Below are 13,270 nucleotides of genomic sequence, written 5' to 3'. Positions count from 1 at the left end.
ATTTGGACACGTCTGATCTAATACTACAGGTAGTTGTGCACAAAAAAGATTTAAAAGGTTGATTTAATGAAAAATCAGAGAAAGATAGGGGTATTGCTTTCATATGCTTCTGAGATAATTAAAATAATCACATCACTCGTATATACCCCTATAATGCTAAGACTTCTGGGGCAGAGTGAATATGGCCTTTATCAATTAGTATATTCAGTCGTTTCCTATTTGAGTCTTCTTAGTCTAGGGTTTACTGCGTCATATGTAAGGTTCTTTTCCAGATATAAAGCTAGGGGGCAAGAAGATGAGATATCAAGGCTAAATGGAATGTTTCTTACTGTATTTATCGTCATTGCTACAATTGCTGTAGTATGTGGCTCTGTTATGACGATAAAAATCGAAGCAATATTCAAGAATGGCTTAACAACTGATGAATACGATACAGCCAGAATTCTCATGATGCTGATGGTATTAAATCTTGCATTGACTTTTCCCAATAGCGTTTTTACTTGTATAACATCAGCTCATGAAAAGTTCTTTTTTCAGCGGTTACTTCTTGTACTACAAAACCTCCTCAATCCATTCCTCACACTCCCACTTCTCCTTATGGGATACGGGTCGATCGCAATGGTTGTTGTCACAACGGTGATTACGATTGCACATCTAGTTTCAAATATTTGGTTTGTGTGTTTTAGGTTACATGCCAAGTTTATCTTTAAGGGTTTTGACTTCTCATTATTAAGAGAGATTTGGGGTTTTACTTTTTTTATTTTCCTGAACCAAATTATTGATCAGATTAATTGGAGTGTAGATCGCTTTTTACTTGGAAGAATGATAGGAACATCAGCTGTGGCGATTTATAGTCTGGGCGCTCAGATAAATTCAATGTACATAATGCTCTCCACTTCGATTTCTTCCGTCTTTGTTCCTAAAGTAAATAGAATTGTGGCTGAGACTAATGATGACAGGGAACTTTCAGTTATTTTTAACAGTGTTGGCAGAATCCAATTTCTTGTTCTTAGTTTAGTTATGACTGGATTCATATTTCTTGGTCAACCGTTTATGAGATTCTGGGGAGGCAAGGGATATGTAGATTCCTATTATGTTGCGCTTTGGCTAATTATCCCTGTCACGGTACCATTAATTCAGAATTTGGGCATTGAGATCCAGCGCGCGAAGAATAAGCATAAAGCAAGGGCTGTCGTGTATTTTTGTATAGCCATTGCAAATATATTTTTGAGCATTCCTTTAATTCGACAGTTCAGTTCAATCGGTGCAGCAATCGGAACAGCTGTCGCATTGATTGTTGGAAACATTTTGTTTATGAATTGGTATTATCACAAGCATATTGGGCTTGACATTCCGGCATTCTGGAAAAATATTCTTTCTTTCATACCCGCTCTTATTCTACCCGCCATAACCGGTGTTGCCATTATGAAATTTGCTCATGTCAACAATTTGCTGCAATTAATATTATGGGCGATAGTTTATGGAATAGTGTTTAGCATCTCTATGTGGTTATTCGGAATGAATGAATCTGAAAAAGGAATGATTTTGAACATTAAGAATAAGATAATTCACAGACGGCATTGATTATCATTTTGAAGGTGACAATATGGAAAAGTCTTCACCTACAAGGAAAGATATAAGCTGGCAAATCGCGAGAGGGGTCGCAATCATATGCGTAATATTGATACACTGCCCAAACGCAATTAACGCTCCGCAAGATACTATTGATTTCAATAGCTGGCTAATGCTTCGACAGTTCGTCAATTTTCCTGTCGCCCTTTTCTTCTTTATTGCAGGAAGGTTTACGAACTACAGCAAATACTCAGATTATAAGTCGTTTATTTTGAAGCGGGGGGGGGTACGGCTACTAATACCGTTTCTCATATGGTCCACATTTTATGCCTTAATCAGTTTTATTAGAGCGTATGTTTCGGGTGGCGAGCTGATTGGTGTGGTGCCATTTGCAGTACGGATTATTACCGGGAAATCAGCTCCACACTTGTATTATATAGTCGTGTTGCTTCAATTAACAGTAATCACGCCTCTTTTGATAAAGTGTATTGAGAGCGGATATTCAAAGATACTATATGCGGTCACGCCTATATGGCTGATTTTTATATACTATTGGTGCTATTTAAACGGAACAATGCCACCTTTGTACCAGTATGTATTTCCAGCCTGGATCGGTTTTTATGTATGGGGATTGGAAAGTAGAAACAAAACATGCAAGGGGATAAAATCGCTTATACTACCTGGAGTGGCTATTATACTTGAAATTATTGAGGCGTATTATTCCTTACGACTTGGCTTTCCTACTAATTTCGCATGTAGTCAAATACGGATTAGTGCATTTCTCCTGGCTACGATAGTAGTAAGGTTGTTCATCGGAGTGCAAGTGTCATCGACACAAATGAGTTTGGTCTCCAAGGCATTTGCTTATCTGGGAGATCACTCATATGGGATCTATTTTATACACTATTTTTTTATCATTTTATGCGCAAGAGTAGTTAAGTCATTAACTGTCAATTTGCTAGGTATCACTTGGATGTTTCAGGCAGCGATATCATTTGTTGTAGCGTTGTTTGGCAGCCTTATAGTGATATTTATTGGACGAAAAGTACTATGTTTTTTGAGGATGGAAAGAATCGCTGATATCCTTGGCTTTTGAATGAGGAGAACTTTAATGATCACAAAAGCATTTGCTTGTTACAGCCTCAATGATGAGGAAAGAAGTCATAGCTCATCAGGTGGCATTTATCCGCTTATTGCAAGAGAAGTGATACATAATGGTGGAGTTGTATATGCTGCGTGCTATGATGACAACCTCGATGTTTGCCATAGAACAATCGAGAACGAACATGAAATCGTTGATAGTCAAGGATCTAAATATGTCCAATCCTCACTCTCCACAACATTTCGGAGCATTATCAGCCGATTAAGGAATTATGAATCAGTCTTATTTGTGGGAACACCTTGTCAATGTGCGGGTCTTGTGTCTTTAGTAAATGAGACTAAAACACCTCGCACTCATCTGTACGTTATTGACTTTGTCTGTCATGGAGTGCCAGGGCGGGTTGCGTGGAATGGGTATAAAAAGTCCAAAAGTTTAGAAGGAAACAACATAGCTTCTATAAATATGAGAGACAAATCTACAGGCTGGACTTATGGAAACTATGCGTGGAAAGAAATAATGGATAACGGTTCGACTACAGTGACTCCAAGACGGCAAAACCCATATATGAAAGGAATGCTGGCAAATCTATACCTTCGTCCGTCTTGCTATTCATGTAGTTTTAAGGGAGTAAATAGATGCACAGATATTACTCTTGGAGATTATTGGGGCGTGTGGGATCATCTTCCAGAAATGGACGATAATAAGGGAACATCCCTGGTACTTGTTCATACGGAGCAGGGAATGCGGTTATTTGAGGGCATTACGGACTCTATTAAGATAGCAGATGCGAATATCGAAAGAGCCATTAAGGGAAATTCATGCATTGCTGAATCAACAAAGTATAATGAAAAACGAGAGGAATTCTTTGAAAGACTCAATAAAGGAGAAAACTTTATTACAATTGTTGATGGCCTCACGAAAACTTCTTTAATTAGTAAGGTGAAGAAGATGATGATTAACTCACTAAATACCCGGGGGGGTATTAGCTAGCGCTCAAATAATGCCGTCTACCATCTACGGAATGGAGGTGGCAGCATGAGCACTACAAAATCATTTGCTGCTTACAATAAGGATGAGTCGATTCGTGCAATGAGTTCTTCGGGTGGAGTTTTCTATGCCATGGCTCAAAAGACTCTTTCTGAAGGTGGAATCGTATTTGGTGCTGCATTTGATAGTGAATGGCAAGTGCATCACGAAGCATGTAGTAGTATTCAAGATTTGCAAAGGATTATGCAGAGTAAGTATGTGCAATCCTCGATGGGCAATACTTATACTAACGTGAGGGGAGCATTGCTTTCTGGGGAAAAGGTGCTTTTTTGTGGAACGCCATGTCAGGTTGAAGGCCTTATTTCGTATCTGACAAATACAATAAAGGATAATGCTTGGAAAGAATTACTGGTGACAATTGATTTTATTTGTCACGGAGTTCCGAGCAGAATGGTTTGGCGTAGATATTTGAGAGAAGTGTCTGAAGACAAAAAGATTACCAATATTAATTTCCGCGACAAGACAAACGGATGGAGGAATTTTGGGCTTCGGATAGATTTCGATAATGGAAACTCATATTTACAATCTCAGCATAAGGATCCTTACATGAGAGGATTCTTAAATAATCTGTACTTAAGAGAATCTTGCTATGAGTGTAGTTTTAGAGGTATTGAACGAGAATCAGATTTCACAATAGCTGATTTCTGGGGTGTGCACACGCTACTGCCAGATTTCTTTGATGACAAAGGCACAAGCATTATATTGGCTCATAACGATAGAGCGATTCGTATTTTAGAAGAGTTATCAAAAACAGTAAACCTTTGCGAGATTCAAAACGATGTTGTTATTCAAACTAATTCACCGGTTGTGAAATCGGTTAATAGAAATAGCAAGAGGGATAGTTTCTTCGAACATAATGGAGGAAAAGATATAAGCAAGTATATCGTCCATAGTATTCATCAGCCATTATTAACAAGAATCAAAAGAAAGATTTTTAAGACTCTTCATTTTTGATGGAGGCAAGTTTCATGCAGAAAGCACTACCGGTTTTATATGAAAGCAAAGCATTATGCTGTGGCTGTACGGCATGCTTTGCTATATGCCCACAGGGGGCAATTTCAATGATAGAAGATGATGAGGGATTTGAGTATCCAGCAATAGATGAGACGAAGTGTGTAAGATGCTATATGTGCTTAAAGGTATGCCCGATAAAGGGGAAACAAAGTCTTGATGACCGTCAAATGGGCTCCAATTACTGAAACCGAAACAATCCCGCCACTCGGAACTGTTTTATCCGAGCATCTGGGTGGTCTCCACGGAATTGTTAAATATGCATCTTATTCAGTTTGGAATCTTCTCTATCAAACAATACAGGAAAACGGCCTTCCGATAGGAGATGTCACATTCACAGATACCGGTAAGCCTTACCTACTTGATTCCAGCATCTATTTCAGCCTCTCTCACAGTCATGGTATCTGCGTTGTAGCAATATCCGATCATCTGGTTGGTGTGGACGTGGAAATCATTAAAACCTCCTACCCTCCACATCTGATAGAGCGGTCGCTAAGAGATGCTGAGAAAGCTGTGTACGACGGTGACTTTACCCGTATCTGGTGCCGCAAAGAGGCTGTGGCCAAGATGACAGGAGAAGGGATCACCGGATATCCAGACAATATCGATACAACAACTTACACTTTCCATGAACAGCAGATTAAATGGAATGGGAAGAAATATTGGCTCGCGGCGACAACCGTCGCTGATTGAGCAGGAGCATCATAAGTGAAAACAATATGGTTTGTGTATCCCTATGGACTGATTCCAGGGGAAAACACCCAGGAAATACGATACTTAAGATTCGGACGAGAGCTTTCAAAAAACTATAACTGTGTGTGGTGGACATCGAATTATTCTAGAAGACTTAATAAAATTAGGTCGGAAGAGGCAATATCAGTTCAAGATAATCTGAAGATTATGCTGGTTCCCACTACGCCTTACCATAAGAGCATTTCCTTCAGACGTGTACTTTTCGAACTGAACTTCACCTGGAACCTGAAGAAACTATGGAAAACCGTTGAAAAGCCAAATCTTATTATTACACCGGCGACAGGAATGATTACTGCCTTCAGGCCGGTATGGCCATATATCAGAGATAAGGACGTAAAAGCAGTTTTCGATTTAATGGATGTACATCCTATAAACTCCTTCATGAAAGAGCATCATCCATTTCTCTATCCGGTGTTCAAAGTTTTTGATTGGGTTATATTCAGTATGATACGGGCGCACGAAACCAGAAGCTCCTCGACCTTCGTATTGGTGATTTCTCAACATGTGGGCATGCTCCAAGCACATTGGAACCGTGTATCGGGAATTTTTTATAAACTTTAGCTCCGGTAGGTTGACAGACTGTTTTTACAAGTCTTTCCCACGTTTTTAATCACATTAAACAAGTGTGATATTTCATAGAGGGATAGAGTCGTGAAGAGAGCAGGATATTTTTTGAGAGTATTAGTTGTTTTAATGGTTCTGAGTGGGTCAACAACCGGGGCGGCTTTTGCGAAGACGATCCGGTCGTTGGCATTGACGATAGAACCGGAAATACAGATCGGTGAGAGCGTGGGGACGGAGAACATTATAATCAATAACGATAAGGAGAATAGTGATTATGAAGTCAGTGTTATGACGATTAACCATAAGGACCCTGTATGGGGACTGGATGACGAACCGGAATTCCTGATAAGTTTGACCGGTAAGAACAGTTATAAGTTTAATCTTAAGAAAGAAGACGTCAGTGTGACTAATCTTCTTGCCGGAGGAACAGCGGGGAGCGGTGTTACTGTTGAGGAAGTCAAAGTGAACAATGACGGGTATGATGCGACTGTAAAGGTAAAGATAGCAAAGCTTGCATTGACGCACACCGGAAGTGTTAATTCTGTAAAGATATCGCCGGAGGGAATAGTGTCGTGGGACGAGGCATTGGGTTCTTCAGCCTATGAGGTAAAGGTGATGAAGGATGGTTGGTCTTACAGGACCGTGATTGCTGACGAGTCGAACACGAAGGCACATAAGGAGACCATGGAAGTGTTCGGAGATGTGGGCAAGGGACCAACGGGGACCGAGAAGGACGAAAAGATCAAGGCACAGGAAAAGACAATGAGGGTGGAGAATGTGCTGGAGTATGACCTGAAGGAGCTTGTTAATGAGTCCGGTAACTATCGCGTGGTGGTTGTGCCGCTTAACGGGACGAACAGCATGATAAGGGGAGACAAGGTTGTTTCCAGGGAAGTGTGGCTGGAGCCGAGTGTACGCGAGAGCTGAAGTTCTTCAAAAACAGTTATAGTTGATGGGTAGAAACATTGAACCGTGTGCCTGGGACAAGAGATCATGGACAGTAGATGAACGTCTTTCAGGCGTTTCAAAGTGGAAGAAGGTAACGCCTATAATTACAGTTGTGTTTTATACAGGCGAGGACGTTTGGGATGGACCGAGGTCGATGCATGATATGGTGGATATCGATAAGAGAGTAAGGCAATTTGTGCCGGATTATCCGTTGTATGTGATAGATATGGGACATGACCGGGATCTGTCGTTTTCCAATGGTCCTTTAGAAGAACTGAGGGCAGCGTTGGTTTGTTCTTGCTAGTAGGCTCAGGCGCAGAGATGCGATATAAACGTAATAATTTGTGAGCTTGTCTTAATTAACATGAGTTATTTGACATTTTACCGATTCTGTGGTACTAAACCGTCATTATCCATGGGAGGTGACCCATATCGAAAACAATCGCACCAGGCATATGATGAGCCTGATCTTTCTACTCGTTTACATTTTCACTGTCCTGTGGTTCACTGTGCTGAAACGGCCGACGGGATATCATATAGCCAGGTTTGAACTGTTCTGTTCCTATAAGCGGTGGTTTGCAGGGGATACAAATCTGAGAGACGAAATCATGGCCAATATAGCTATGTTTATTCCGTTTGGTTTTTTGGTGAGCTCTGTCCTGCCGACCTCCAACCACAAGTCCAGAGTAGCCGTGATAACGGGGACTGCTATCCTGTTCTCCCTCACAATCGAGACGCTCCAGCTGTTTCTGATGAGAGGACTGTTTGAGTGGGATGATGTGTTTTCGAACACGCTCGGCGCTGTGATTGGTATCGAGCTTTTCACCCTTGTCAGCATACTGGCCTCCGGGAAACGCAGGACGGCGGTGATCACATCCATTAGCCTTGTTTTCATGATAGTCTGTCTCGGAGTCTATATCCACGGGCGCGGAGCAATCGGTGTGGAAGCGGATACTACATCAAGAGCTTACTGTTTTCAGATTGATAAGGCTTTTTTGCATGATGGTAAAGTCGAACTTAATGGCTTTGCCTTTCGTTACGATTATCCCATGGGTACTCCGAAGCTGCTTCTGCATTCGGCTGACAACGGAGAACAGATAATGCTGAATATGGAGTATGGACTGGCTCGACCTGATGTAAATGATTATTTCCTCTGCGACCGGGATTACACGAACGTTGGCTTTACGGCGAGTGGAGAAGCAGAAGACGGTGAGTACGAAGTACTGATTCAATGGCCGCTGACATTGCCCTTATCCACGGGTGTGTTCATATCGTCAGCTGGCGTTCATTATTTCCCTGAAGAGAACTTCGCAGCACCGAATATAGATGCGGAGTTTATAGCGGCTGGCATTCCTCGTGTATATCGGCCGGACTGCCATTGCTGGGTGTATCAGTATCATAATGACCTCTACTGGATCGCAGATCAGGATTTTAACTTCGAAGAAGATAACACAACATACATCCAGTATCAGATGTGGACGACGCAGATTCAGAATCTGCCGGAGAAAAGGCTGGCACATCAGAATTATTGGGACAACATCGGCGGATACTTTGAAAAGTATGAAATAGATGGTGACTTCGGCGACTACAGGGTTATGAAGCGGGAGATACCCACAGCCTATTCCGTAACATCCATTGTTACCGGTTATTACAAGAACGGAGAGTGGATCTGGAAGAATTATTTCCGACCGATTTATGAGTTCGGAGGTGCAGGCAGATGAGTAAGTAGTAAAACTTACGTATCCTTGAGCCCGTGGCGTATTCATGAAACAATGACACTTAAATAGATTGCAGTGTGAAAAGTTTATGAAGGTTGGAAGGCTTTGAGACCAGGTTTGTCAGAGGATTGGTTTAAACCTGAGGACATTGAAATACTGGCTGAGGCGGCTAATACATGGCGTAATGAACTGGCGCATGAAAAAAGAGAATATCACCCTGACATTAAGGCTGTCAAATCAATTCGATTGGTAGAACACTTGAATTACGCAATTGTCTTGAGGGAATTGGGGTATGAGGATGCTGAGATACAGAAGCTGCTGGATCAGGCATTAATAAGATAATTACAGTTGCTTATATTAACATAATCTGTATTTGTTTCTAAATGAGATAGGCATGTTTATACGAGATATAAAACCAGCAAATTCATGTTTTTGTTGCTTTCTTCAATTGGTTTGATGATATTAAGAAATCGGATGATGGAGGTTATAGATGCTTTGTAGCATGGCATTTTACAGAGAACGTGAAGAATTAATCTCTAAAGTGAAATATTGTATTGGCAGCAGAGAAAGGAATTATGCACCTGGAGCAACAATTGATTTTCCTCTTACAGATATACTATTTCAGCTTTACAAAAAGGCACTGCTGGAGTCGGATGCGGTACAGAATGATGAGGTTTCCATACTGATTGAATTATACAAGAATGAGAACCCGGAGTTTAGTTATACTGTAGAAGATCTCATAAGTAGAGGATGGGTGGAGACTTGCTATGGACATTATCATATTATCGGACATCATACCCACAAAGGGCAGGATGAGACTTGGAAAGATTGTACAGCGGATGTTGATGCCGACATATTGAGATTTATTCTATGGGTGGATGATCAAAGTGATATGACGGTAGGAAAATACTGGATCAAGGTTGAGGACTTGACCGGTATGCTGGATCAGTGGAGGGCTGTCTGTGATAGCGTACCGAAAATTGATTGGTTCTTTGATAACAATTTTGTGGAACGGATTGGAGATAAAGCATATCTTTCAGAGGGGAGACATAGCAGTAACATCACTAAGGCTATGGCAAGGCTTTGGGACTATGTTTCTTCGGATGAGGATGTCAAGGTTCTATCTGAAAAGTGGTTTCGAATAGCATTTCAGATAGGGTTATCTCCTGAAGTTGTTGATTATGTCCGGGATAATGATGATTATAAAAGTAAGGAGCGTCTTTTACAGACTATAGCAACAGCCGTTGAGAATGACAGTAAATATGTATCCGGTTCTTCTGAACTTGATAAATTCATTAATGCAGCAATGTTTTGTTACTACAAAGGGTTAGATTTATCACGTGAAAGATTTGAAAAATTCATAAGTGACGAGAACAGAGTGTTTCGAAATTATACTTCACCTTTATATGAAGATACTTATATTTGCCAATATAGAAAAAGATGGGGCGATTATTTTTATCTCGGAAGCATCATTAATAATATCAGATACGTGGAGCTTATGGGCAGGAAAGATGTCTATAAGTTGCTCAAAATATATTTCGACAGTGACAGAATAACAACTTCAAACATATCAGTTCCAGGGGAAAGCATTTTGGAAATGATGCTTCATTCGGAAACATTTTATCCGGGAGCAAAGCTGTTGCTTTCTAATGTTCCGATGGAAAAAACACAGATTCGTGAGTATGTATCATCCTTGTGTGATGTGATTGAAAAGGTTTTTGACTTTTATGCGCAGAGAACTTATTTTCCGGAAACCAGGGATATACTGGATGTCATGTTATATTTGGTACATCAGAATAAATGCTCAAGGAAATCCGATACATATGATAACCCATATTATTGCGTATACAAACATTTGATGGACCTTGGTTTTAAAAGAAATTATGGGGAACGGATTTCTAATGGGGTTTCGGACTATTTTAAAGCCATTATGGAATCCGAACACAGTGATGTAGAGCATAGTAGATGCTTTTATCTTCTTGCAGAGTATACAGACAAAGCGCTCGACGCAGGTTATTTTGCAGGTGAAATTATAGCTGGCCTTCTTCAAACCGCATATGAATCCATGTATAGAGTGCTGGTGGGTGAAAATGACGGATTCAGTCATTTTATTGATGTAAGAGTATTTAAAGAATCATTCAGCAGAGAGATATTTGAACGGCATATTTCTGTATTGCCTTTGGATGAAAAGAAAACACTTTTTGGTTTTGATTATAGCGATAAAGAAAAGCAAATTAAGTACTTTGAGTATAGGCTTAAAATCAGCATAGCGTTTTTGACAAAAGCAGCTTCTGATAAAGATGCAATGGTTCTATTGGAAGAACTTCTTGATAAAATAATGATATCAACCTCAGCTCTGAATTATGACAATATCGTAATGTATGACATGGACGGAGTTGTTAAAGCTGCGTTTGAATCTATAAAAACGAGTAGTGAGTTGTTTGAAGCATTTCTTGATAAGTTACTTGGATGTGAGCTCTCTGAGCTCGTATTATTTTCGGGACTTCTTGATGACGATGATGTGGTGAAAGAAATTATCAAGGAGATTTCAAGAATCGTTGGTAGATCAGAGAAAGCGGAACTTGTCCCCAAAATCAATAATGAGAAATATATAGATTGTGTGCTGGAGAGGAAAATCGAATGTCTCTATCCATATATTGAGTCTGATTTGAACAATCGTCTTTCGTTCTATAAAAACAGAGGATTTTCAGAGAACAGTACAGTGTATCTAGAAGCGGAGAGTTTGAAAAAGAGATTTCTTTATATTTCCGGAAGATTTGAAGAATTAAGAAAAACCGGCGACACATTTTTTCTTGCTGCCATGACAACTCATGATATTTCAAGTGTTAAAGATTACAAAATGGCGTTGCATGAGTGGAGACTGATACTTGAGGGGAAGGATAGGAAGAAGTATTCATTTTCTGCGTGCTACAATTATTTATACTGCATCTATGTTATGTTAAACAACTTAAAGGGCACAGATACGACAGAGGATTTATCAATAGACCGTAAAGGAATTAATGATGATTTCAGATGGATATATGAGTTTACATTAGGAGAAATAGAAGCATGGGATGAAGATCTTAGAAATAAATATTTAGGGCTATTGGCAGATGTGGGTCGAATGCTTGAAAAAAATATATCTGTTTTGTTTTTGCATATTCAAGATACAACTGCCATACGACTTGATGGTACTATGCTGTATATGATGATGGATTCTAACAGCGAAAACAAAGATGAAAATCATCATGAAGAACCGGATACCACATTAAGATGCAGGCCAACTGGTGTAGATGAAGATGAGAACATAGTACATTATTTACGTAGTTATATGACCAGACCTATTGCCGATAAATCCAAATTACTTGCGGAATGTAGTATACCAATTGAGGCTGACGTAGATTGGTATGGAGCTTTCTTACTGAAAGCAGTGATTAATACCTGTCGGACTATAAAGGGTTCAGTACCATATCTGTTGGAAGTAAATAAGTTGTTAAATGCAAGGGGGAAAGACTCAAAACAGTTAGCTAAAATTATGGAAGACCATGTAAGTATCTTATTCCGTGAATGTTTCAATATGGCATATACGGAACTGTTTAATGTAACTGCTGCTGTTCAGCAAAAGATGAGTACTACAGGGAATATATGGAAGCAGCTCGGTGTAGAATCTTCGTCTGAAGTTGATATGATGATTTCTAGTGTAAAGCCACGTTCAGATAGGGAGCTGTTTGAGGCATTTGTATTGGGTAAATTCTCAGGTAAAGCAACATATAAAGATCATATGGCAAAAGTTTTAGGGAACGATGTGGATTACAGAAGTCCCGTATTTATGTTGGCGTATTCAGTGAATGATAGTGATACGAGTCAGAAAAAATGGAAATCGTACCGGGATTATTTATCTAAACTGTTTGAAAAAGATTATGCCAATGCTTTTAGTGGTAAAGGAATACAGTCAAGTATAGAGGACCTGGAATCATCAAATTGTGTAGTGAAGGATTTTTCTGATGATTTTGATGGCTTTGATATCATAAGACAGCTTGTAGATTTCAACGGACATGAAATCGAAATAATTCATATTCTTGTTGAGCTAAACCATTCAGATGCATCTGAAATAAGAAAGGTTGGCAGAAAAAAGGAAAATATCAAGACGTTGGTGCCTGTCAGTGCGCCCTGCTAAGGGCGCTTCATATAGTGGATTGCAAACGTCCGCCCGATAAGCTGTAAGCCGCAGCATCGGAAGCGAGTCTTGCGTGTGGTATGGTAACGTGCTACACGAAGCGTAGACAGCATGGTTGCAGGGATAGTGATTGAGCACCGAAAGACTATAAATCCAAAGGACGACGTAGTTGACAGTACGGAAGTCGATATATCTGCCTTCGTTATGGCGAGATGGCAGATGCTTTGGCGGTGTCGGAAGGAGCTATTCATGTAATACAAAGATGGAGTGTCAACAGGGGAGAACCCATAGACTCCGTTCCTAGTGTGAAGGGATGGAATATCGAACGACCAAAAAGGGAGAACGGCAAATGGTCTATAGGTAGTCGGAGGTCCGAAT

The 13,270-nt window shown here is 40.1% G+C and carries 12 protein-coding genes; all 12 read left to right on the top strand.

Going from position 1 to position 13,270, the window contains the following annotated elements; all coding sequences use genetic code 11:
- Window positions 1–66: 66 nt before the first annotated feature.
- Window positions 67–1,584, top strand: coding sequence for a lipopolysaccharide biosynthesis protein (locus tag BM294_RS11845; RefSeq protein WP_091208547.1), 1,518 nt, complete (start codon window positions 67–69; stop codon window positions 1,582–1,584).
- 22 nt (window positions 1,585–1,606) lie between these two features.
- Window positions 1,607–2,668, top strand: coding sequence for an acyltransferase (locus BM294_RS16840; RefSeq protein ID WP_091208544.1), 1,062 nt, complete (start codon window positions 1,607–1,609; stop codon window positions 2,666–2,668).
- 15 nt (window positions 2,669–2,683) lie between these two features.
- Entirely contained in the window at window positions 2,684–3,664 is a 981-nt protein-coding gene (locus tag BM294_RS11835) for a Coenzyme F420 hydrogenase/dehydrogenase, beta subunit C-terminal domain (RefSeq protein WP_175494662.1), read from the top strand.
- A 45-nt stretch (window positions 3,665–3,709) separates the two neighbouring features.
- Window positions 3,710–4,675 (top strand): Coenzyme F420 hydrogenase/dehydrogenase, beta subunit C-terminal domain, encoded by a 966-nt coding sequence (locus BM294_RS11830; RefSeq protein ID WP_091208540.1) that lies wholly within the window; start codon window positions 3,710–3,712, stop codon window positions 4,673–4,675.
- A gap of 14 nt (window positions 4,676–4,689) precedes the next feature.
- On the top strand, window positions 4,690–4,920 hold the full coding sequence (locus tag BM294_RS11825; RefSeq protein WP_091208537.1) for a 4Fe-4S dicluster domain-containing protein: 231 nt from the start codon (window positions 4,690–4,692) through the stop codon (window positions 4,918–4,920).
- Entirely contained in the window at window positions 4,892–5,425 is a 534-nt protein-coding gene (locus BM294_RS11820; RefSeq protein ID WP_091208535.1) for a 4'-phosphopantetheinyl transferase family protein, read from the top strand. The genes BM294_RS11825 and BM294_RS11820 overlap by 29 nt, the downstream gene beginning before the upstream one ends.
- A gap of 15 nt (window positions 5,426–5,440) precedes the next feature.
- The gene (locus BM294_RS11815; protein WP_091208532.1) at window positions 5,441–6,046 is read left to right on the top strand and encodes a glycosyltransferase family protein; all 606 of its coding nucleotides are present in this window, start codon (window positions 5,441–5,443) and stop codon (window positions 6,044–6,046) included.
- 186 nt (window positions 6,047–6,232) lie between these two features.
- Window positions 6,233–6,976 carry a hypothetical protein gene (locus BM294_RS11810; protein ID WP_139225882.1) on the top strand — a complete coding sequence of 248 codons (744 nt, stop codon included), beginning with the start codon at window positions 6,233–6,235 and terminating at the stop codon, window positions 6,974–6,976.
- A gap of 25 nt (window positions 6,977–7,001) precedes the next feature.
- Window positions 7,002–7,301: an Rpn family recombination-promoting nuclease/putative transposase gene (locus BM294_RS11805; protein ID WP_091208527.1), complete on the top strand. Its 300-nt coding sequence runs from the start codon at window positions 7,002–7,004 to the stop codon at window positions 7,299–7,301.
- A gap of 151 nt (window positions 7,302–7,452) precedes the next feature.
- Window positions 7,453–8,718: a VanZ family protein gene (locus tag BM294_RS11800; RefSeq protein WP_091208523.1), complete on the top strand. Its 1,266-nt coding sequence runs from the start codon at window positions 7,453–7,455 to the stop codon at window positions 8,716–8,718.
- Window positions 8,719–8,832: 114 nt separating this feature from the next.
- On the top strand, window positions 8,833–9,057 hold the full coding sequence (locus BM294_RS11795) for a hypothetical protein (RefSeq protein WP_139225881.1): 225 nt from the start codon (window positions 8,833–8,835) through the stop codon (window positions 9,055–9,057).
- A gap of 148 nt (window positions 9,058–9,205) precedes the next feature.
- Window positions 9,206–12,892 (top strand): hypothetical protein, encoded by a 3,687-nt coding sequence (locus BM294_RS11790; protein ID WP_091208517.1) that lies wholly within the window; start codon window positions 9,206–9,208, stop codon window positions 12,890–12,892.
- The last annotated feature ends 378 nt before the right edge of the window (window positions 12,893–13,270 follow it).

The organism is Oribacterium sp. WCC10 (assembly GCF_900113415.1).
GTDB lineage: Bacteria > Bacillota > Clostridia > Lachnospirales > Lachnospiraceae > Oribacterium.
Note: the sequence above shows the minus strand (reverse complement) of the source record. Positions and strands in the feature narration are given on the sequence as shown.